The organism is Brevibacterium sp. JSBI002 (genome assembly GCF_026013965.1).
Lineage (GTDB): Bacteria > Actinomycetota > Actinomycetes > Actinomycetales > Brevibacteriaceae > Brevibacterium.
The window spans coordinates 1773790-1795128 of sequence record NZ_CP110341.1 but is presented as its reverse complement, the minus strand read 5'-3'; the positions used below and the strand labels follow the sequence as shown (position 1 = coordinate 1795128).

At 63.5% G+C, this 21339-nt stretch carries 17 protein-coding genes and 1 pseudogene; 9 read left to right on the top strand and 9 right to left on the bottom strand.

Annotated elements, in window-relative coordinates; all coding sequences use genetic code 11:
• Positions 1-1005: 1005 nt before the first annotated feature.
• The 6 genes and pseudogenes from LJ362_RS08245 to LJ362_RS08220 form a co-directional block, all read right to left on the bottom strand.
• The gene (locus LJ362_RS08245; RefSeq protein ID WP_264801688.1) at positions 1006-1407 is read right to left on the bottom strand and encodes a cytochrome c oxidase subunit 4; all 402 of its coding nucleotides are present in this window, start codon (positions 1405-1407) and stop codon (positions 1006-1008) included.
• A pseudogene (ctaD, locus tag LJ362_RS08240) lies at positions 1404-3100 on the bottom strand (cytochrome c oxidase subunit I). The gene LJ362_RS08245 and the pseudogene ctaD overlap by 4 nt, the downstream one beginning before the upstream one ends.
• On the bottom strand, positions 3097-3969 hold the full coding sequence (gene coxB / locus LJ362_RS08235) for a cytochrome c oxidase subunit II (RefSeq protein ID WP_139467187.1): 873 nt from the start codon (positions 3967-3969) through the stop codon (positions 3097-3099). The pseudogene ctaD and the gene coxB overlap by 4 nt, the downstream one beginning before the upstream one ends.
• Positions 3970-4079: 110 nt before the next feature.
• On the bottom strand, positions 4080-4757 hold the full coding sequence (aat, locus tag LJ362_RS08230) for a leucyl/phenylalanyl-tRNA--protein transferase (protein ID WP_264801686.1): 678 nt from the start codon (positions 4755-4757) through the stop codon (positions 4080-4082).
• Positions 4758-4786: 29 nt separating this feature from the next.
• Positions 4787-5140 carry a HesB/IscA family protein gene (locus tag LJ362_RS08225; RefSeq protein WP_025778316.1) on the bottom strand — a complete coding sequence of 118 codons (354 nt, stop codon included), beginning with the start codon at positions 5138-5140 and terminating at the stop codon, positions 4787-4789.
• Positions 5141-5219: 79 nt separating this feature from the next.
• On the bottom strand, positions 5220-6596 hold the full coding sequence (locus LJ362_RS08220) for a dipeptidase (protein WP_264801684.1): 1377 nt from the start codon (positions 6594-6596) through the stop codon (positions 5220-5222).
• Between the two features lie 23 nt (positions 6597-6619).
• On the opposite strand from LJ362_RS08220, the gene LJ362_RS08215 reads away from it, so the two are divergent.
• Positions 6620-7231: a DUF3043 domain-containing protein gene (locus LJ362_RS08215; protein WP_264801682.1), complete on the top strand. Its 612-nt coding sequence runs from the start codon at positions 6620-6622 to the stop codon at positions 7229-7231.
• Here the strand turns inward: LJ362_RS08215 and LJ362_RS08210 are convergent.
• Positions 7206-8312, bottom strand: a complete 1107-nt coding sequence (locus LJ362_RS08210) for a quinone-dependent dihydroorotate dehydrogenase (RefSeq protein ID WP_264801681.1) — start codon at positions 8310-8312, stop codon at positions 7206-7208. The two genes, LJ362_RS08215 and LJ362_RS08210, sit on opposite strands and share 26 nt — an antisense overlap.
• Positions 8313-8434: 122 nt before the next feature.
• Here LJ362_RS08210 and LJ362_RS08205 point away from each other — a divergent pair, with 122 nt between their 5' ends.
• The 3 genes from LJ362_RS08205 (at position 8435) to sucB (ending at position 13360) form a co-directional block, all read left to right on the top strand.
• Complete coding sequence (locus LJ362_RS08205; protein WP_264801680.1) at positions 8435-9910, top strand: leucyl aminopeptidase; 1476 nt, start codon at positions 8435-8437, stop codon at positions 9908-9910.
• 153 nt (positions 9911-10063) lie between these two features.
• The gene (gene lpdA / locus LJ362_RS08200; RefSeq protein ID WP_264801679.1) at positions 10064-11452 is read left to right on the top strand and encodes a dihydrolipoyl dehydrogenase; all 1389 of its coding nucleotides are present in this window, start codon (positions 10064-10066) and stop codon (positions 11450-11452) included.
• 21 nt (positions 11453-11473) lie between these two features.
• Complete coding sequence (gene sucB / locus LJ362_RS08195; RefSeq protein ID WP_264801678.1) at positions 11474-13360, top strand: 2-oxoglutarate dehydrogenase, E2 component, dihydrolipoamide succinyltransferase; 1887 nt, start codon at positions 11474-11476, stop codon at positions 13358-13360.
• Between the two features lie 62 nt (positions 13361-13422).
• On the opposite strand, the gene LJ362_RS08190 is transcribed toward sucB, so the two are convergent.
• On the bottom strand, positions 13423-14838 hold the full coding sequence (locus tag LJ362_RS08190; protein WP_264801677.1) for a hypothetical protein: 1416 nt from the start codon (positions 14836-14838) through the stop codon (positions 13423-13425).
• Positions 14839-15006: 168 nt separating this feature from the next.
• Here LJ362_RS08190 and lipB point away from each other — a divergent pair, with 168 nt between their 5' ends.
• The 3 genes from lipB to LJ362_RS08175 all read left to right on the top strand — a co-directional run bounded on the left by lipB (position 15007) and on the right by LJ362_RS08175 (position 17509).
• Complete coding sequence (gene lipB / locus LJ362_RS08185) at positions 15007-15645, top strand: lipoyl(octanoyl) transferase LipB (protein ID WP_264801676.1); 639 nt, start codon at positions 15007-15009, stop codon at positions 15643-15645.
• 10 nt (positions 15646-15655) lie between these two features.
• The gene (gene lipA, locus LJ362_RS08180) at positions 15656-16708 is read left to right on the top strand and encodes a lipoyl synthase (protein ID WP_092013963.1); all 1053 of its coding nucleotides are present in this window, start codon (positions 15656-15658) and stop codon (positions 16706-16708) included.
• A 63-nt stretch (positions 16709-16771) separates the two neighbouring features.
• Positions 16772-17509 carry a DUF4191 domain-containing protein gene (locus tag LJ362_RS08175; RefSeq protein WP_139467176.1) on the top strand — a complete coding sequence of 246 codons (738 nt, stop codon included), beginning with the start codon at positions 16772-16774 and terminating at the stop codon, positions 17507-17509.
• A gap of 172 nt (positions 17510-17681) precedes the next feature.
• Here LJ362_RS08175 and LJ362_RS08170 read toward each other — a convergent pair whose 3' ends face one another.
• The gene (locus LJ362_RS08170) at positions 17682-18122 is read right to left on the bottom strand and encodes an RDD family protein (protein WP_264801675.1); all 441 of its coding nucleotides are present in this window, start codon (positions 18120-18122) and stop codon (positions 17682-17684) included.
• A gap of 143 nt (positions 18123-18265) precedes the next feature.
• Between LJ362_RS08170 and glnA the strand changes: the two genes are divergently transcribed.
• On the top strand, positions 18266-19690 hold the full coding sequence (gene glnA, locus LJ362_RS08165) for a type I glutamate--ammonia ligase (RefSeq protein WP_101547431.1): 1425 nt from the start codon (positions 18266-18268) through the stop codon (positions 19688-19690).
• Between the two features lie 150 nt (positions 19691-19840).
• Complete coding sequence (locus tag LJ362_RS08160; RefSeq protein WP_264801674.1) at positions 19841-21307, top strand: mycothione reductase; 1467 nt, start codon at positions 19841-19843, stop codon at positions 21305-21307.
• The last annotated feature ends 32 nt before the right edge of the window (positions 21308-21339 follow it).

The window sequence follows — 21339 nt, the reverse complement described above, 5'->3', positions numbered from 1 at the left end:
CCTGTGGCGGTAACACCCGGCTTGAACCGCTGCCGCCTCATTAGGAATAGTCTCGTGTCGAGTTGGTCTGCCTCTCCGCGAGTGGAAACTCTCGGCGGAGGCCATGAGAGCCGCGTTCTGCGTCTGTTAACGCCTGAGACAAGCACGAGGTCGTCTGCGACTTCCGAGCAGCCCTGACAGGCCTGCACGAAGCTTCCGAACGTATGCTTCCGTTCGCCTCGGGCATCTCTAGCACGAAGAAGGGCGTTCGTTCAGTGGATGCCAGCGATGAAGTCTGTCTCCGCCGGCCCGAGGCCGTCTCATAGCTGCTCTGAAAGTCGCAACTGACGATTGAGGCTCATCAGACTCAAGCCGGGCAGGAGAGGAATGCTCTGAGCGGTACAGGAACTCACTGCTGAATCTTGGCCAGCGCAAGAGCGTCACCAAGGCATTCGTCAGCTTTGAACCGACTCTGGCTACCTCCGTGTCCGCCCTAGTGGGTTCAACGTGAAGAGGGGGCTTATCGGGCTCAGTTCGCACACACTTATAGGACACCTCAACGACTGCATGGGAGTTGGACTCCAGTCACACACATTCGCTGGAGCCGGAACCCTAGTGGGCCCCGAACTGTGGTGGACCAGATGTCGCTCTTGGCGATTGGGTCGGCATAACGGCTGCTTCGTGGCGGTGCGCTTTGGTGTACTGGTACACAATGTCCAGAAATGCACACCGGAGAAAAGTGATGAGTTCAGACCAAAACAGCCTTCGGCCGCTTACTCCGGAACAGCCTTCGAACGGTTGCTCCGGCTGCGAACGGCAGAACCGACCCCACGAGTGTCCCTATGGTCAGCAAGAACTCTTCAAAGCTTCCGTAAGCGACTACGGCGCCGACGAGGAACCGGAGGAGAGTGCCCCGTGCTGCTCCCCTGTCCGCCTGTGTCCGTCTGTCCGCAGCTGGTGAATAACACTGTGGCCCGGACTCGATTTGAGTCCGGGCCACAGTGGCTGGGCGATCAGATCACTGAATCAGTGGGCAAAATCCCCGCGATCGTGTTCGTAGGTGAGACCGACGAGCGCGATGATGCCGAGCACGACACCGAAAGGGAAGATCCACCAGCCCATCGCAATTCCATAGAAGGCGACGGCGGCAGCGCCCGCGCTGAAGATCGGCCACCAGCTCCACGGGCTGAACATACCGTAGTCGGCATCGGCGTCGGAGATCTCGGCGTCGTCGTTGTCCTGAGGCTGACGACCGACGCGTCGATCCGTCAGCCAGAGGTAGACGCCGATCATCAGGGCCATCAGCCCGACGAGGAGCAGCGCCGGGAATCCGACGAGCTCGGTGAAGTCGGTGAAGAAGCCGTAGAAGATCCCGACTGCGATGAAGAACAGGCCGCAGAGGTTGAAGACGTAGATCGATGACTTCATTTGGCGTTGTCTCCTGTGAGCTGGGGTTCTGCCTGGCCGTGACCGCTGTATTCAAGCAGCTCGGGGTGGTTGAGGTCGAAGGCAGGACGTTCGGAGCGGATCCGCGGCAGCGAGGTGAAGTTGTGACGCGGGGGCGGGCACGAGGTGGCCCATTCGAGCGATCCTCCGTAGCCCCATGGATCATCGACCGTCACCTTGGGTGCATTGCGGTGGGTAATCCACACGTTCCAGAAGAACGGAACCATGGACAGACCCAGCAGCAGCGAACCGACCGTCGACACCTGGTTCATCCAGGTGAAGCCGTCCTGCGGCAGGTAGTCGGCGTAACGACGCGGCATTCCGTCGACACCCAGCCAATGCTGGACGAGGAAGGTTCCGTGGAAGCCGATGAACAGCATCCAGAAGTGGATGTGACCGAGCTTCTCGTTGAGCATCTTGCCCGTCCACTTCGGCCACCAGAAGTAGAATCCGGCGAACATCGCGAACACGACGGTGCCGAATACGACGTAGTGGAAGTGCGCCACGACGAAGTAGGTGTCGGACACATGCTGGTCGAGAGCCGGGCTGGCCAGGATGACTCCGGTCAGACCGCCGAAGAGGAACGTTGCGAGGAAGCCGATCGACCACACGATGGGAGTCTCGAATGTGATCGAGCCTCTCCACATCGTGCCGATCCAGTTGAAGAACTTCACACCTGTCGGAATCGCGATGAGCATCGTCATGAAGGCGAAGAACGGCAGTGCCACGACGCCCGTGACGTACATGTGGTGGGCCCACACGGTCACCGACAGCGCAGCGATGGCAACTGTCGCGAATACGAGTTCCTTGTAGCCGAAGACCGGCTTGCGGCTGAACACCGGGAAGATCTCTGTGACGATGCCGAAGAACGGCAACGCAATGACATAGACCTCCGGATGGCCGAAGAACCAGAACAGGTGCTGCCAGAGTATCGGTCCGCCGTTGCCCGGACTGAACACATGGGAACCGAGGACGCGGTCGGAACCGAGCACCAGCAGCGCAGCAGCCAGAGGCTGGAAGGCCATGAGCACGAGGATGCCGGTGACCAGGACGTTCCAGGTGAAGATCGGCATGCGGAACATGGTCATGCCCGGGGCGCGCATGGTGATCACAGTGGTGATGAAGTTGACGGAGCCGAGGATGGTTCCGAAGCCTGCAGGGCGAGCCCGAGGACCCACAAGTTACCACCGGCGCCCGGTGTGAACGTCGTATTGCTCAATGGCGCGTAGGCGGTCCAGCCGAAGGATGCCGCACCCTGAGGGGTGAGGAATCCGGAGATGGCCACGAGGCTGCCGAAGAGGTACATCCAGAAGGCGAAGGCATTCAGCCGCGGGAACGCCACGTCCGGAGCGCCGATCTGCAACGGCATGATGACGTTGGCGAAGCCGGCGAACAGCGGGGTGGCGAACATCAGCAGCATCAATGTGCCGTGCATGGTGAACAGCTGGTTGTACTGTTCCTTGGTCTCAACGATCTGCATTCCGGGCTCGAAGAGCTCGAGGCGGATGATGAGCGCCATCACACCGCCGACGCAGAAGAAGAAGAACGAGCCGATGAGGTACATGTACCCGATCGTCTTATGGTCCGTCGACGTGATCCAGTCGACGATGATCTTGCCCTTGCTCCGTGGAACTACCGGAGCATCAAGAGCCGCCTGATCCATCGTGGCGGTCATTTCTCAGCACCTTCTTTCGGGTACCAGTTGCGATCGTACTCCGGTCCCAGCTGGCCTGTGTTGCCTTGATCGGCAAGCGACTGCGTGTACTCCTGGAATTCTTCCTTGGACACGACCTTGACGTTGAAAAGCATCTCCGAGTGGTACTCACCGCACAGCTCGGCACACTTGCCGACGTACTCGCCTTCCTTCTCGGCACGCAGATGCAGGCTCTGATCGTGGCCGGGGATCATATCGCGCTTCTCGAGGAAGGCGGGAACCCAGAAGGAGTGGAGGACGTCGCGGGAGTGCAGGCGGATCTCCAGGTCGGTGTCGACGGGGAGATAGAGGACGGGAGCGGTCTTCTCGGGGGCTTCGGTGCCGTCGAGGGCAACCTGAGTGCCGGCGTAGTAGACGTCTTCGGTCTCATAGTTGAAGTCCCAGGCCCACTGCTTGGCAGCGACCTCGATGACCTGCTCGCCAGGGGTGGAGTCATCCGTCGTCTTCTCCATGACCTGGACGTTCTGGAAGAAGAAGCCGAGGACGAGGACGACCGGAGTCACCGTGAAGAGGATTTCGATCGGCATGCTGTAGCGCATCTGCACCGGCAGTCCGCGATCGTTCTTGCGGCGGCGGTAGGCGACCATGGCCCACAGGATGAGTCCCCACACGATGAGGCCCACGATGAGAAGGGCGATCCAGCCGCCGTTCCACAGCGCTGTATAGGCATCCGTGTGGTTCGTCGCGCCTTGCGATTCGACGGGAAAAAATCCTGTGGCGATCTGCTCTTTAGTGCAACCCGATAGCAACGCCGGTATCAACACGGCGCTCAGAATGCCGAGCCGCTTCGCCCAGGACCGCTGCGGTCCTGACTGATTCGGAGAATCCACGTGCAGCCTTTCACAACGTTCTGCGTCTCCAGGTCAGGCCGAGAGACGTGTACTTACTCTGTCACTCATAAGACTACCGCTACACGCGGTAGAAATTCACCTGCAGATGTTCATTTGTTGAGAATATGCTGACAGACACTGCCCCTGAGCGCGGAATCTAGGTGCGCGGAGTACTCCAGGCCGCTGATCTCCGACACGCCGAGGGTGGCAAGGTGTGATGTCTGCCACTGGGTGTCGATGAGCCACTCCCCCGGTCCCGTATCCGCATCCGCCGAGGTGGACCGGCTTTCTCCGCTGACGACGTCGGTTCCGTCGAAGAGTCCGACGAGGTGGGCCAGCGCGGCCTTGGAGGCGTCCCGTTGAGTGTGGAACATCGATTCGCCGGCGAAGAACGAACCGATGGCGACTCCGTAGAGTCCGCCGACGAGCTCATCGTCGTTCCAGACCTCGACCGAATGCGCCCACCCGTCGTCGTGGAGGCCCTGATAGAGCTCGATCATCTCCTCGGTGATCCAGCTGCCCGTCCGCCGCGGGTCGGCACACGCCCGGATGACGTGCATGAAGGCTCGGTTGGTGGTGAAGGTGAAGTGCTTCATCGATTTGCGCAGGCTCTTCGTCACGCGCAGGTCACCGGGAAACAGAACTCCACGTCGTCGTGGAGCCCACCATCCCATCCGACCGGTGCCCCCGTGGCCGACTCCCATCGGGAAGAGTCCGGCCCGATACGACAAAAGGACCTGGGGCTGCGTTGCCGTGTACGACACGGCACGCAGATCCTCCAGGTCCATGAGAAGCGCTCCTCCTCAGCCGAGGCTGATCAGTGGAACGAGTCTCCGCAGGCGCAGGATCCGCCAGCGTTGGGGTTGTCGATGGTGAAGCCCTGCTTCTCGATGGTGTCGGAGAAGTCGATGGTCGAACCGCTGAGGTAGGGAACGCTCATCCGGTCGACGATGACCTCGACGCCGTCGAAGTCGCGGACTGCGTCTCCGTCGAGGAAACGCTCATCGAAATAGAGCTGATAGATCAGTCCGGAACATCCGCCGGGCTGGACAGCCACGCGCAGGCGCAGGTCGTCACGACCTTCCTGTTCCAGCAGGCTGCGGACCTTGTCGGCAGCGGTCGACGACAGCTCCACCTCGTGGGTGGCTTCTGCTTTTTCGGTCACAGTCATGGTTACTCCTTTTCGCGTTCCTGTCCCCAGGCTACACCGGTGACAACGTCGGTGCCCTGCAAGCTATTCCCCGTTCGTGTCATCCTTGGTCGCCGAGGCGCTGCAGCAGCAGGGCTTCGGCGACGATCGCGGCTTTGAAATCGGGCAGGTAGAGCGATTCGTTGGCGCTGTGGGCCCTCGCGTCGGGATCTTCGACGCCCGTCACGAGGATCGATGCGCGGGGGAACACATCGAGCAGATCGGCGATGAAGGGGATCGATCCGCCGATGCCCATCGTCACCGATTCGGTGCCCCAAGCGTCGGTGAGCGCCTGGCGGGCGGTCCGGACCACAGTGTCGTTCTCATCGGCCTGCCAGGGGCTTCCGCCCTCGGTCTCTCCGATGCTCAGCTGCGCACCGAAGGGCAGATGCGCGCGCAGATGCTCCTCGACGGCCCGGACCGCCGAGGCGGGGGTGTCCCCGGGCGCGAGTCGGATCGAGAGCTTGGCCTTCAGTGAGGACTGCAGGGTATTCGAGGAGACCGCCACATCGGGAATGTCGAGACCGATGACGGTGATCGACGGCTGTGTCCACAGACGGGAGGCCAAGGTGCCTGCGCCGATGAGCTCGGTTTCCGCGAGCACCCCGGAGTCTGTTCGCAGCGTCGCCTCGTCGAAGTCGATGGACGTCTCTGTGCTCGAGTGCAGGCCGGCGACAGCGACGGAGCCGTTGTCGTCATGGAGGGTGGCCAGCAGCTTCGTCATCGCGAGCATCGCATCCGGTGCCACTCCCCCGTACATTCCCGAATGCACGGCGTGGTCGAGGGTGGAGACCTCGAATTCGACGGCGCACATTCCGCGCAGGCTCGTCGTCAGGGCCGGAGTGCCCGCGGCCCAGTTGCCCGAATCGGCGACGACGATGACATCGGCGCGCAGGCGGTCCCGGTAGGTCTCGAGGAAATTGCGGAAGCTCGGGCTGCCGGCTTCTTCCTCACCTTCGAAGAAGAGCGTCACACCGACACCGAGGCGGTCGGCCAGCAGCCGCAGAGCCGTGAGGTGGACCATGATCCCGGCCTTGTCGTCGGCGGCTCCACGGCCGAAGAGGCGGTCGCCCTTCCGGGTGGCGACGAAGGGTTCGGTGGCCCAATCCTCGGCGCGGCCGGGCGGCTGCACATCGTGATGGGCGTAGAGGAGGACGGTCGGGGCGCCCTCCGGCGCCGGCACGGAGGCGACGACGGCCGGGTATCCGTCGGCGCCGTCCGACTGCTTCGCGGTGAGAATCTCCGTCTCGAGGCCGAGCTGACGCGCCAAGCCCGCGACAGCCTCGGCGCTGGCCGTGACATTCGCGGCGTCGAAGCTCGGCCACGCGACGGAGGGGATGGCGACGAGATCCGTGAGATTGCCGAGAACCTCGTCGAAGATAGTGTCCAGTTCGGCATGCAATTGTGCACTGTCAAGTGCTGAAGTCGATTCGCTCATTCTCCAAAGGTAGTATTCATCTCGTGTTCGGAAGCAAAAAATCTCGCGCGGTCGAAGAAACCTCCGCCTCTCAGCCAGTCCATGACGACCTCTCCGCAGAAGCCGACGCCCGTCGCGAAGCGGAGGCGAAGAAGGGACGGCCCACGCCCAAGCGCAGCCAACAGGAGTCAGCGCGCCGTCAGCCCTTGGTGAACAAGGATCGCAAAGTCGCGAACAGACAAGCCAAGGAGCACCAGCGGCAGGAGCGCGACCGCGCACGCATCGGCATGATGAACGGCGAGGAGAAATACCTCACCCGCCGTGACAAGGGCCCGCAGCGCCGGTACATCCGCGACTACATCGATGCCCGCTTCTCGATCGGCGAGATCTTCATTCCTGCCGCGATCCTGATCCTCGTCATCGCGTTCACGCAGCCGGTGCAGATCCAGCAGTACTTCACCTACGCCGTCTGGGGTCTCATCGCACTGATCGTCCTCGACGGGTTCGTGCTCAACTACATCCTCAAGAACCGGCTGCGCAACAAGTTCGGCGAAGTCGAACGGGGCATCACCTTCTACGCGGTCATGCGCAGCATCCAGCTGCGTCCGCTGCGCATGCCCAAGCCCCAGGTCAAGCGCCGCCAGTACCCCGAATGAGCAGTCGACTCGACTCGAGGCCGCGCGCGATGCGGCCGGGAAAGAACGGACCGGAGTAGATCATCTCCGAATAGGCCTGGACAAGATCGGCGCCCGCGGCTACTCGAGCCCGGGCGTCTTTCGCATCCGCGACACCGCCGACGGAGATGACGGTGAGCTCGTCTCCCACATGCTTCTTAACCAGACGCAGCACCTCGAGTGAGCGTTCGGCCACCGGGCGTCCGGAGATGCCGCCGGCCTGACCTTCGGCGAATTCCGCCTCGGCGCCGGACAGCACACCACGATCGATCGTCGTGTTCGTCGTGATGAGTCCGTCGACGCCGGTGCGCAGAGCGAGGTCGCAGATCTCGACGACATCCTCGTCGGCGAGATCCGGGGCGATCTTGACCAGCAGGGGCACATGGCCCAGCGTCGATCGCGGACTCTCGACCACCTCGGCGGCGGTGTCGCGGACGGCGGTGATGATCGGCTCCAGGCTGTCCACGGACTGCAGGTCGCGCAGACCGGGTGTGTTCGGTGAGCTGACATTGATGACGAGGTAGTCGGCCAAAGGAGCCAGCGCACGGGTCGATGCCGCGTAGTCGGCCACCGCATCGGCTGCCTCGACGACCTTCGTCTTGCCGATGTTGATGCCCACGATCGGACGCAGGCGCTGCGGGAGGGACTCGATCTTCTTCCGTTCAGCGGCGATGTTGAACGACGCCTGCCGGGCACCGTCGTTGTTGAACCCCATCCGATTGAGCAGGGCGAGATTCTTCCGCAGACGGAACAGCCGCGGACGGTCATTGCCCGGCTGCGCATGGGCGGTGATCGTTCCGACTTCGATATGTCCGAAGCCCAGCGACGACAGAGCACGGACCCCCACACCGTTCTTATCGAACCCGGCGGCCAGGCCCACTCGGTTGGGGAAGGGCAGACCCATCACCTGAACGGGCCGGACGGAGCCGCGGGCACAGACCAAGCGGAGCAGGCGACCGAGCAGAGGAACGGAGTCAAGAAGGCGCAGCGCGGAGAACGAGAGGTGATGGGCCCGTTCGGCATCCATCGGAACGAAGAGGAGTCTGAAGATCAATGAGTACACGCACCTAAGAATATGTCAGACTCCCTCATCGCTTCAGCAGGCGCTCGACTCACTGCTTCAGCAAGTCGACGTGTTTGGCATTAGGATCGAATCAACGTTCAAAGACGACTGAAAGGGAACTCATGGCTGGTGCAACCACCCTCAGCAGCTACTCCACGACCTCACCGGTGAAGGCCACCGCCTCCGTTCTGGTGCTGGCGGCAGCGGACTCGACGGTCCTCGGGCTCGAAGGGGCGAAAGCGGCGAAGACCGCCATCGACGAAGCCGCTCGCGCCATCGGGTTCAGCGGAAAGGCCGGATCCACCGCTCGTGTTCCCGCTCCGAAGGGTGTCGCCGCCGACTCCGTCCTGCTCGTCGGACTCGGCGACTTCGATCCCGATGACTCCGATGTCGCGGCAACCGCTGAATCGCTGCGTCGCGGCGCTGGGGCGGCGCTGCGCGTGCTCGACGGTGTCGAGTCGATCGCTCTGGCCCTGCCCGCCACTACTCCGACCGAGGTCGAAGCTGTCACGGTGGGTGTGGGACTCGGAACCTACCGTTTCCTCGACTACCGCAGCGAGGGCACGACGCCGGGCGAGATCACCGTCATCGGACCCAAGGGCAAGACCTTCGCCGCGGCCCATGACGCCGGCGAAGTGATCGCGGCCGCGACGAACAGAGCTCGCGATCTCGTCAACACTCCCCCGCTCGATCTCTACCCCGAGTCCTACGCCGAGATCGTCAAGGACCAGGCCAAGGACCGCAAGCTCAAGGTCACCGTGCTCGGTGAGAAGGAGCTCAAGGCCGGAGGCTACGGCGGAATCATCGGCGTCGGCCAGGGTTCGACCCGCGGACCTCGCCTCGTCAAGGTCGAATACGCCCCTCGCGGCGCCAAGCGCCATCTCAGCTTCGTCGGCAAGGGAATCACCTTCGACTCCGGCGGCATCTCACTCAAGCCGGCGAAGAGCATGGAGGACATGAAGTCCGATATGGCCGGTTCCGCGGCCGTTGTGCAGGCGCTCTTCGGCATCGCCGACCTCAAGCTCCCGGTGCGGGTCACCGCGTGGCTGCCGATGGCGGAGAACATGCCCGGGTCTTCGGCACAGCGCCCTAGCGATGTGCTGAAGATGCGCAGCGGCAAGACCGTCGAGGTCACGAACACCGATGCCGAGGGCCGACTCGTCCTCGCCGATGCGCTCACCGACGCCGGTGCGGAGAATCCGGATCTGCTCATCGATGTGGCCACACTCACCGGTGCTCAGATCGTCGCACTCGGCGAACGCACCTCCGGTGTCATGGGCTCCGAGGCCGCACGGGCAGAGGTCATCGCCTCGGCGACCGTGGCCGGTGAGCAGATGTGGGCGATGCCGATCCCCGAGGAGATGCTCTCCGGATTCGACTCCACCGCCGCCGATCTCACGAACTCAGGACCGCGCCCCGGCGGCATGCTCGCCGCTGCGGCGTTCCTGCGTGAGTTCGTCGGAGAGGATGCGAACTGGGCGCATATCGACATCGCCGGACCGAGCTTCAACGGTTCAGCACCCTTCGGCTACACACCGAAGGCCGCGACCGGAGCCGCGGTGCGCACCCTCATCGAAATCGCGAAGGCGAAGGCCTGAGCCCGGTGGTTCTACACGCTGTCGAGGTGAACGTGATGATGCCCACCTGTGTCCAATCAGACAGCGTTTTTCTTCGCCCCGCGCAAGAAAAGTGGAAAGATAAGACTGAAAGCTGCGTACTGCAGGCTTATTCACAGCTACGAGGAGAAATCCGTGAGTGACGAATTGACCTACGACCTTGTCGTTCTGGGTGGCGGAACCGGTGGCTATGCCGCTGCTCTGCGAGCCGCAGAGCTCGACATGAAGGTCGCTTTGATCGAACGCGACAAGGTGGGAGGCACCTGCCTGCACCGTGGCTGCGTTCCGACGAAGGCTCTTCTGCACGCCGCAGAAGTCGCCGACACCGCCAAGAACTCCGAGACCTTCGGCATCGAAGCCGAGTTCAAGGGGATCGACATCGCCAAGGTGCTCGAGTACAAGGACGGGGTCATCACCCGCAACTACAAGGGTCTGCAGGGTCTGGTCAAGGCTCGCGGAATCGACACCTACTTCGGCACCGGCAAGCTCGTCGGCAAAGACACTGTCGAGGTCACCGGCGAAGACGGCAACCACACCGTCAAGGGCACGAACGTTCTGCTCTCGACCGGTTCGACATCGAAGACCATCGGACTCGAGGTCACCGACCGCGTGATCACGAGCACCGAAGCTCTCCAGCTCGACAAGGTCCCGAGCTCGGCCATCGTGCTCGGCGGCGGCGTCATCGGCGTCGAGTTCGCCAGCGTCTGGAACTCCTTCGGAGCTGACGTCACGATCGTCGAGGGCCTCAAGCACCTCGTTGCCAACGAGGACGAGACCATCTCGAAGAACCTCGAGCGCGCTTTCAAGAAGCGCAAGATCAAGTTCAAGCTCGGCGTCATGTTCAAGGGCGTCGAAGAGACGGCCGACGGGGTCAAGGTTACTCTCGAAGACGGTTCGACGCTCGAGGCGGAGTACCTCCTCGTGGCGGTCGGCCGCGGCCCGGTCACCGAGGGCTTCGGCTTCGAAGAGCAGGGTATCCCGATGGATCGCGGATTCGTCCTCGCCAACGAACGTCTCCACACCGGCGTCGGCAACATCTACGCCTGCGGCGATATCGTCCCCGGACTCCAACTGGCCCACCGCGCCTTCGGCCAGGGCATCTTCATCGCCGAGGAGATCGCCGGACTCAACCCGGCACCGGTCGTCGAATCCGGTATCCCCCGCGTAACCTACTGCGAACCGGAGATCTTCTCCGTCGGACTCTCCTCCGCACAGGCGGAAGAGAAGTACGGCAAGGATCAGGTCGAATCGCTCGAGTACAACCTCGGCGGCAACGGCAAGTCCGTGATCCTGAACACGACAGGTCTGATCAAGGTCGTCCGGGAAAAGGACGGTCCGGTCGTGGGCGTGCACGGTATCGGCGCGCGTCTGTCCGAGCAGGCCGGTGAAGCTCAGCTCATCGTCAATTGGGAAGCATTCCCCGAGGAAGTCGCGCAGCTCATCCACGCGCACCCCACGCAGAACGAAGCACTCGGCGAGGCCCACCTGGCCCTGGCCGGCAAACCTCTGCACTTCCACTCATAAGATCCGAGGAGACGAATACTCATGTCGAATTCCGTTCAGATGCCGGCTCTCGGAGAGTCGGTCACCGAGGGCACTGTCACTCGCTGGCTCAAGGAAGTGGGCGAAGAAGTCGAGGTAGACGAACCGTTGCTCGAGGTGTCGACCGACAAGGTCGACACTGAGATCCCGAGCCCGTACGCCGGCACCCTCGAGAAGATCCTGGCCGAAGAAGATGACGTGGTCGAGGTCGGCGGCGACCTCGCCTACATCGGCGACGGCAGCGGCGCTTCATCCGACGACGAGGAACCCGCCGAGGAGCCTGCTGAGGCTTCGGCCGAAGAAGCCCCTGCTGAAGAGGCTTCGGCCGAGGAAGCCCCTGCTGAAGAGGCTCCCGCTGACGAAGCACCGGCAGCCGATGAGGCACCGGCGGAGGAGTCGGCCCCTGCCGCTTCGGATTCCGCATCCTCCGAAGGCACCGAGATCACGATGCCCGCGCTCGGCGAATCCGTCACCGAGGGCACCGTGACCCGCTGGCTCAAGGAGGTCGGTGAAGAGGTCGAGGTCGACGAACCGCTTCTCGAGGTCTCCACCGACAAGGTCGACACCGAGGTCCCCTCCCCCGTTGCCGGAGTCGTTCAGGCTCACCTGGCGGACGAGGACGACACCGTCGAGGTCGGCGCGCCTCTGGCCCGCATCGGTTCCGGTGCCCCGGCCGAATCCGCACCGGCCGAGGAAGCTCCGAAGGAGGAAGCCCCCGCCGAGGAAGCTCCGAAGGAGGAAGCCCCCGCCGAGGAAGCTCCGAAGGAGGAAGCCCCCGCTGAAGAGGCTCCGAAACAGGAAGCCCCCAAGGAGGAGGCGCCGAAGCAGGAATCGGCTCCCAAGCCGGCCGCAGACGCGTCGGCGCAGTCGGCTTCTGCCGCTCAGGCCGAAGAGCCGGTGGAGGCCGCTGCACAGGCACCTGCCGCCGCCGACACCGTCGGCGAGAACGCTGCCTACGTCACTCCCCTCGTGCGCCGTCTGGCCCGCGAGAAGGGTGTCGATCTCTCGCAGGTCACCGGCACCGGAGTGGGCGGACGCATCCGCAAGCAGGATGTCGAGTCGGCGGCGAAGAACGGCCCTGCTGCCGCTCCCGCGGCACAGTCCGGCGCATCGGCCGGGGCACCGAAGGCTCCGTTCAAGGTCGAGATCCCCGAGGAGGCTGCGAAGCTGCGCGGCACCACGGAGAAGGCCTCGCGTATCCGCCAGACCATCGCCAAGCGCATGAGCGAGTCCCTCGATGTCTCCGCTCAGCTCACGCAGGTCATCGAAGTGGATATGTCTCGCGTCGTCAAGCTGCGCAAGGCCAACAAGGAAGCGTTCCAGGCCAAGCACGGTTCGAAGCTGACCTACCTGCCGTTCTTCGCCAAGGCCATCGTCGAAGCGCTTCAGGTGCACCCGAAGGTCAACGCCCAGTACGATCTCGAGTCGCAACAGATCACCTACTTCGATCACGAGCACCTGGCCGTCGCGGTCGATACCCCGCGCGGACTGCTCGTGCCCGTGATCAAGGATGCCGGTGATCTCAGCGTCGCAGGTCTGTCAAAGGCCATCGACGATGTCGCTGACCGGACTCGCAGCAACAAGATCATGCCGGACGAGCTCTCGGGCGGAACCTTCACGGTGACCAACATCGGTTCCGTCGGGGCGCTGTTCGACACGCCGATCATCAACCAGCCGCAGATGGGCATCATCGGCACGGGCGCGATCGTTCGCCGTCCCATCGCCGTGAAGACGGCCGACGGTGACGAGGCGATCGCCATCCGCGACATGGTGTACCTGCCGTTGACCTACAACCACCAGTTGGTCGACGGTGCGGATGCAGGACGATTCCTGCAGACCATCAAGGCACGTCTGGAAGAAGGCAACTTCGAGGCCGATCTCGACCTCTGAGCCTGACTGACCGACACACCTCTTCGAGGGGCCGACCATTCGTGGTCGGCCCCTCGGGCCATTCACCGCGACGTTGCCTCCCGTACCTCCGCCACGAGCCATGCCCCCTCGACTCTGCGCAGTTCGAACTCGACTGTCTGCTCGGCGAACTCCACCAGGTCGGCCCCGGTGCCTCCGCTCGAGCGCATGAGCGCCGAGGCTACCACCCGGTCATCGTCGGCGGCGACGATCTCCACGTCCTCGACATCAATCGAATAGTCGGAGTCGGCATACGCCGAAAGATCGATGAGCTCATCGGCCGCTGCGGCGGCTGATTCGGGCACCGTCAGCGCCTTCAGCGCCGCCTCGTCGCCCTTGCTGAGAGCTGTTGCCCGTGACGCACACAGCTCCTCGAGGACTGCGGTCATGTCGTCTGCGTTCATCGTTGGCTGCGGTTCGGGCGACCTGTCCGCCCCTTTGGCCGACGACGCCTCCTCTCCGCTCACGGCCGCGGTGGACGACCATGAGGACCAGACGACGATTCCGCCGAGAACCGTCAGGCACACGGTGAGGCCGATGAGCAGGGTGCTGCGTCCGAACCAACGCTGCAGGTCCACCGCCCGCACGCGTGTCCACAGGGAGTCCACGGAGTCCAACAGCGGTGTCATCCATCCCTTTCGGCCATCGGCGCGCCCGCGTTTGCGTCTCGAGCGTCGCGAACTCTTCGCCTCGGCGCGCAGCGGAGACACTCCGCCCCTGCGCAGAGGCGGAGCCGGTGCGCTGCACGTCGAACCGCTGTCCTCCTCCGATCGCCGGTTCGGTCTGAGCCCAGTTGCCACGCGCAGTCGAGCCGTGAGGGCCGATTCCGGCGACGTCCCGCTCTCGGCCGGCACCATTGGCAGCGCAGCGGGACGGTCGAGTGCACGCAGGGAATCGGCCGCCTCGGCGAGGGCGGTGCCCAACCCGATATCGGACGCCGCATCGTCCAGGAGACCTGCGACAAGTGACCGCAGCGCCGACGATGAATCGGACAGTGCGAGTTCGACGGGAAGCAGCACCTCGGCCCACGGACGCCCGTGGACGGCGTGATAGATCATCTCTCCCACGGCGCGGCGCGGTGTCGTCGCCATGGGCGCCGAGACTCCGGGAATGATGACCGGTCGACCGTGTGCGTCGAGGGAGAACGCGGTCAGAGTGAGCCGATCCTCTGGCCGCGTGCACGTCGTGAGCTCCTCGATGATGCCCAGGAACAGGGTGCACAGCTCGGCCTCGGTCAGTCCCTGATAGGCGCGGATCACGTCGAGGACGAGCCCTCCGGGCGAAGCGGGGACGATGAGAAGGGAACGGGCGCCGTTCGGCAGAGCCACCTCGGTGAGGGCGAGTACACGGGGATCGTCGGCATCGAAGTCATTGTGCACGACGCCCCACGCACTGCGACCGTCGGAATCGACGACGCGGTGGATATCATCCGCAATCGTTGCTTGGAACACCCATGTCATGGTTCCTCATCTCCGTTGATGATGATCAGTTGCGTTTAATCATGTTTAATGATGTGTAATGATGCTAGCCGATGTCGTTATGTGTCAAGGGCCACAGCCTCGGTGGAGGTCGGCAGATGTGATTGGAAACAAATTGAACACTGGGATCAAGAGTCATAGTGTGGAGCCATGCCCCTGGCCACAGAAACGCTCGGGTTCGCCCCTGTCCTCTCGGACTATCGGCAGACTTGGGAATTGCAGAAGAGATACCACGACGAAGTGCTCGCAGGCGACCGTCGGTCGACGATCCTGCTCCTCGAGCATTCCCCGGTTTATACGGCCGGCAAACGCACCGAGGACTTCGAACGGCCCACCGACGGCACCGATGTCATCGACGTCGACCGCGGCGGGAAGATCACCTGGCACGGTCCCGGACAGCTGGTCGCCTACTGCATCTACAAGCTCAACGACCCCAAAGAGGTCCGACTCTTCGTGTCCCAACTCGAGGATGCGATGATCCGACTGCTCTCCGAATACGAGATCGAGGCGACCACGATCGAAGGCCGTGCCGGTGTCTGGCTGCGCGGCGACGAACTCCGTCGTGACCGCAAGATCGGCGCCATCGGCATCCGCATCCACGAAGGCGTGACGATGCACGGCCTGGCCCTGAACTGCAGCAACGACCTCGGCGCCTATGAGTCCATCATCCCGTGTGGGATCACAGACGCCGACACCACGTCCATCAGTGCTGAGCTCGGTCGCACGGTCACTCCCGAAGATGTGGCGCAGCGACTCGACGAAACCCTGCACGAGACCATCACCGCTTAGGAGAACTCAGATGACGATCGCACCAGAGGGCCGCCGCATGCTCCGCGTCGAAGCCCGCAACTCCGAAACTCCCATCGAGGACAAGCCGGCCTGGATCAAGGCGAAGGCCCATATCGGCCCCGAGTACACCGCGCTGAAGTCGCTCGTGCGCAAGCAGGAGCTGCACACGGTCTGCGAAGAGGCAGGCTGCCCGAACATCTTCGAATGCTGGGAAGATCGCGAAGCGACCTTCCTCATCGGCGGTGAACAGTGCACCCGGCGCTGTGACTTCTGCCAGATCGACACCGGACGACCGGCCGAATTCGACGCTGACGAACCTCGCCGCGTGGCCGCCTCGGTGGCTGAGATGGGTCTGCGCTACTCGACGATCACCGGTGTGGCACGAGACGACCTCGAAGACGGCGGCGCCTGGCTCTATGCCGAGACCGTGCGTCAGATCCACGACCTTTCGTATGTCGACGGTCGCGGCACCGGCGTCGAGCTGCTCATCCCCGATTTCAATGCCAAGCCGGATCAGCTCGCCGAGGTGTTCTCCTCCCGCCCCGAGGTGCTCGCGCACAATGTCGAAACGGTTCCGCGCATCTTCAAGCGCATCCGTCCCGCTTTCCGCTACGAACGGTCGCTGTCGGTGATCACTCAGGCCCGTGAGGCCGGTCTGGTCACTAAATCGAACCTCATCCTCGGGATGGGTGAGACGAACGACGAGATCATCTCCGCACTCCAGGACCTCCACGATGCCGGCTGCGACCTCATCACCATCACGCAGTACCTGCGTCCCTCTCCCCGGCACCATCCCGTCACCCGGTGGGTCAAGCCCGCCGATTTCGTGATGCTGCGCGATGCCGCAGAGGAGATCGGCTTCCTCGGTGTCATGTCGGGTCCGCTCGTGCGTTCGTCGTACCGTGCCGGTCGCCTGTGGGCCACCGCCATGCGCCGTCGTGGAGAGGAGATCCCCTCGCATCTGGCGCACCTGGACAAGCACACGCCCGCCAAGCAGGAGGCGCAGGCCGTTGTGGATACCTTCGGCCCCGGCGAAGAGGTAGACTTGACTGCTGAGCAATGAGCGTCGGCCTCCCCCTGATTTCCGGAGGCGACGCCGCAACGCCCCTCAAGAGCAAGTGAGAGAATGAGCGAAGAACCGCGTAAGGGACTGTTCCGGCGCAAGCCGAAGGATCCGAACAAGAAGCCCGGTCGACTGGCGCAGATGCGTCAGGTCTACGAGCTGTCCGCCAAACACAACAAAGCGACCCCGTGGCTGCTGGCCGCGGCGATCCTCGGATGCACGCTCATCGGTCTGCTGATCGGTCTGCTCATCGGCGGCACCACCGCGATCTTCACGACGATCCTCGGCTTCATGGTCGGTCTGCTGTTGGGGATGTTCATGCTCGGCCGCTTCGCCGAGACCGCCGCTTTCGCTCAGATGGACGGGCAGCCGGGAGCCTTCGGCGCCGTTCTCAACACGGCCCGCCGCGGCTACCTGATGGATGAGAAGCCGATCGCCGTCGATCCGAAGAGCCGCGACCTCGTGTTCCGGTCCACCGGTCGTGCCGGCGTCGTGCTGCTGAGCGAAGGTCCGAAGGGACGCAGCGCGAAGCTGCTGGCCAAGGAGAAGAAGCGCCACGAACGCATCCTCCCCAATGTTCCGGTGCACACCTTCCAGGGCGGCAAGGAAGAGGGCCAGCTCGCGATGAAGCAGGTCGTCCCGGCCGTGCAGAAGCTGCCGCGCAAGCTCAACCGCGCCGAGGTCCTGGCCGTGCGCAATCGTCTGGCTGCTCTCGGGACGCAGGGCACGCGCCCGCCGATCCCGAAGGGCATCGACCCGAACAAGGCCCGCCCGAACCACAAGGCGATGCGCGGACGCTGACCCGCGTCCCCTGCGCCGAAACCCCTCGGCCGAGGCGAAAGAAAGCGGCGCCGACTCAACGAGAGTCGGCGCCGCTTCCCATTCCCCGTGTATTCCCCTCCAATTGCTACCTGACGGCGGCCCAGCAACCTCGCGCGAGTTGCTGGGCCGCCGTCAGGTAGCAATTGGGAGGTCAGCGGCGGAGGATGACGGTTCCTGCCGCAAGGTCGTGGACTCCGCGGTTGTCGCGGTTGAAGATCAGCGCCGGAATGACGAGCACGACGAGAACGGCGCGGATGAGCGACTTGATCAGTCCCGGCACGTGGCCGTCGAGGCGCCGGACTTCGATGCCGAAGAGACGATGGCCAACCGAATACCCGAGAGTTCCCACGAGCACGAAATTCTCGAGGGCGAAGAACGCGGGCGCGAGGATCGGATTCGCCGGATCGATGAGATTGGCGATCGCCAGACACATCAGCCAGTCGACGAGCAGGGCGAGGATTCGCTTCCACGCCGGGGCCAGAGAATGCGAGCCGTTGACAGGCAGACCCAGCCGCTTTCCGGGCCAGTCGTCTACTTCCCTGTCGAACCGGGGTCCTTCGAGCCAGGAACCAAGGTCGTCACGATTGATCACTCCCCCAGCCTACGAAACCCGGCCTGAGTGGATCCTCAGGAAACATGCCCGAAACATGGTCGACATCACCACTTCATTCTTCGGCGACTAAGATTGACCGTGGTCAGGACAAACGGCCACCGTACACGAACTAGGAGACCTAAGTGTTCTCGTCTGCTGAAGAACTCGTCAACTACATATCGGACAATGACGTCAAATTCGTCGATGTCCGGTTCTGCGACCTGCCCGGTGTGGTCCAGCACTTCAATCTCCCCGCCGCCTCATACGGCACCGAGGAGATCACCGAAGGTCTGCTCTTCGACGGGTCCTCCATCACAGGCTTCCAGGGCATCCACGAATCCGATATGAAACTGCTGGCCGATGTCACCTCCGCGTACATCGACCCCTTCCGTGAGGCCAAGACGCTGGTCGTCACGCACTCGATCGTCGATCCGTTCACCGATGAGCCCTACTCCCGCGATCCCCGGCAGGTCGCGGCCAAGGCCGAGGCCTACCTCGAATCCACTGGGATCGCCGACACTGTCTTCTTCGGCGCCGAGGCCGAGTTCTACCTCTTCGACTCCATCCGCTACGAGAACACTCCCGGCGGCAGCTTCTACAAGATCGGCTCACAGGAAGCTGCGTGGAACACCGGTTCTGACGAGGTCGGCGGAAACCAGGGCTACAAGACCCCGTTCAAGGGCGGCTACTTCCCGGTCTCGCCGCAGGATCAGTACGCAGATGTCCGCGACAAGATGTCGCTGACGCTCGAGGAGATCGGCTTCGAGATGGAGCGGGCGCACCATGAGGTCGGCACCGCCGGTCAGCAGGAGATCAACTACAAGTTCAAGACGCTCCAGCACGCAGGCGATCAGTTGCTCGACTTCAAGTACGTGATCAAGAACACCGCTTTCGAGCTCGGCAAGTCCGCGACCTTCATGCCCAAGCCGCTCTTCGACGACAACGGCTCCGGCATGCACTGCCACCAGTCGCTGTGGAAGAACGGCGAGCCGCTGTTCTACGACGAGAACGGCTACGGCGGACTCTCCGACCTGGCTCGCTGGTACATCGGAGGACTCATCGAGCACGCCGGGGCGGTGCTGGCGTTCACGAACCCGACTATCAACTCCTACCGCCGCCTCGTGCCCGGCTATGAGGCTCCGGTCAACCTCGTCTACTCCGCGCGCAACCGTTCTGCCGCGATCCGCATTCCGGTGACCGGATCCTCACCGAAGGCCAAGCGGCTCGAGTTCCGCGTTCCGGACCCCTCGTCGAACCCCTACCTCGCCTTCTCGGCCCAGCTCATGGCCGGACTCGACGGAATCCGCAACCGCATCGAACCGCCGGAGCCCATCGACAAGGACCTCTACGAGCTTCCGCCTGAGGAGGCCAAGGACATCAAGCTTGTCCCCGGCACCCTCGACGAGGCGCTCAACGAGCTGGAGAAGGATCACGACTTCCTCACCGCCGGCGATGTGTTCACTCCCGACCTCATCGAGACGTGGATCCGCATCAAGCGTGAGAACGAACTCGATGTCGCTCGCCTGCGTCCGACACCGACGGAGTTCGAGCTCTACTACGCACTCTGATCTCGGCCGTTGGCCGATCCCAGTCGAACCGAGATCGGGCAGCGAAGTGGAATAGAGTGAGGGCGTCACGGGTTATCACCCGTGGCGCCCTTTCGGCTCTGCGGCCGTCGACGCGGCCGGTCGGATCACGCACCATCGAAGGGATGGACTTTGACGCATTATGACCTGCTGCTCATCGGCACCGGTTCGGGAAACATGTTCCTCGACAAGCGGTTCGCCGGACTGAAGACCGCCATCGCCGAGGAATGGCACTTCGGCGGCACCTGCCTCAATGTCGGGTGCATCCCGACGAAGATGTTCGTCTACCCCGCCACCCTTGCCGAGCAGGCCACCCAGGCCGACCGCTACAATCTCACCCCGACCCACCCGAAAGTCGATTGGGCCGGGCTCCAGGACCGCATATTCTCCCGCATCGACGCGATCGAGTCCGGAGGACGCGAGTACCGCAGCAGCGACCGTCAGCCCAATATCACGGTCATCCCCGAACATGTTCACTTCACTGGAGAGAAGGCCGTGCGCACCGCATCCGGTGAGGAGATCACCGCCGATCGCATCGTCATCGCCGCCGGCGCCCACCCGATCATCCCCGACATCGCAGGGCTCGACACCGCCCGCATCGACACCGATGACTACCCGGTGTTCACATCGAACACGGTGATGCGCCGTGCCGAACAGCCGAAGCGACTGGTCATAATCGGCTCCGGGATCATCGCCATGGAATTCGCCCACGTCTTCGCCGCCCTCGGCACCGAGGTGACCGTGCTCGCTCGCGGCCCCCGCCTCCTGGGCAATATCGACGCGGAGGCCGCCGACGAGTTCACCCGCATCTTCGACTCCTCCCACGCCGTCCTGCACGGTGCCCAGTCCAAGCAGATCGACATCGCCGCCGGTGAAGTCACGTTGACCCTCGAACCCAGCGGCCGCCTCGCCGAGGCGGACCTGCCGGACACGATCACCGCCGACGGAGTGCTCGTGGCCACGGGAAGGGTTCCCAACACCGCCGAGCTCGACGTCGAGGCCGCCGGCTTCGACATCACCGACGGAAACCGCCTGTCCGTGGACGAATACCAAAGAGTCCTCGCGGCCGGCCAGCCCGTTCCCGGAGTATTCGCTCTCGGAGACATCTCCTCACCCCACCAGCTCAAACACGTCGCCAACCACGAAGCGAAGATCGTCGGCCGCAATCTGGCCGCAGACGTTGCCGCAGGGTCGCCCGGCAGTGCTCGGGCGAACGACCTCGCCGCAGTCAATCACCATGCCGTTCCCGGTGCCGTCTTCTCCTCCCCACAGGTCGCCTATGTGGGCATGACCGAAGCAGAAGCCATTGATGCCGGACACGACGTCACGATCAAGGTGCAGAAGTTCTCCGATGTCGCCTATGGTTGGGCGATGGCCGATGATCCGGGAGTCGTGAAGATCATCGCCGATCGCAGCACCAGGCGCATCCTCGGCGCTCATATCGTCGGTCACGAAGCCTCGATGCTCATTCAACCACTCATCCAGGCCATGGCCTTCAGCCAGACAGCCGACGAGGTGGCAACCGGCCAGTACTGGATCCACCCCGCCCTGCCCGAGGTGGTCGAAAACGCCCTGCTCGGACTCGAATTCGACGAGTGAGCACATCCACCGACTACCGATTCGGCCGATGA

Coding starts and splice junctions, on each gene's coding strand:
- lipA (WP_092013963.1), top strand. CDS start 15,656: ATGACGATCGCACCAGAGGGCCGCCGCATGCTCCGCGTCGAAGCCCGC.
- LJ362_RS08205 (WP_264801680.1), top strand. CDS start 8,435: ATGGCTGGTGCAACCACCCTCAGCAGCTACTCCACGACCTCACCGGTG.
- aat (WP_264801686.1), bottom strand. CDS start 4,757: ATGGACCTGGAGGATCTGCGTGCCGTGTCGTACACGGCAACGCAGCCC.
- LJ362_RS08225 (WP_025778316.1), bottom strand. CDS start 5,140: ATGACTGTGACCGAAAAAGCAGAAGCCACCCACGAGGTGGAGCTGTCG.
- LJ362_RS08245 (WP_264801688.1), bottom strand. CDS start 1,407: ATGAAGTCATCGATCTACGTCTTCAACCTCTGCGGCCTGTTCTTCATC.
- sucB (WP_264801678.1), top strand. CDS start 11,474: ATGTCGAATTCCGTTCAGATGCCGGCTCTCGGAGAGTCGGTCACCGAG.
- LJ362_RS08190 (WP_264801677.1), bottom strand. CDS start 14,838: ATGACATGGGTGTTCCAAGCAACGATTGCGGATGATATCCACCGCGTC.
- lipB (WP_264801676.1), top strand. CDS start 15,007: ATGCCCCTGGCCACAGAAACGCTCGGGTTCGCCCCTGTCCTCTCGGAC.
- LJ362_RS08175 (WP_139467176.1), top strand. CDS start 16,772: ATGAGCGAAGAACCGCGTAAGGGACTGTTCCGGCGCAAGCCGAAGGAT.
- LJ362_RS08220 (WP_264801684.1), bottom strand. CDS start 6,596: ATGAGCGAATCGACTTCAGCACTTGACAGTGCACAATTGCATGCCGAA.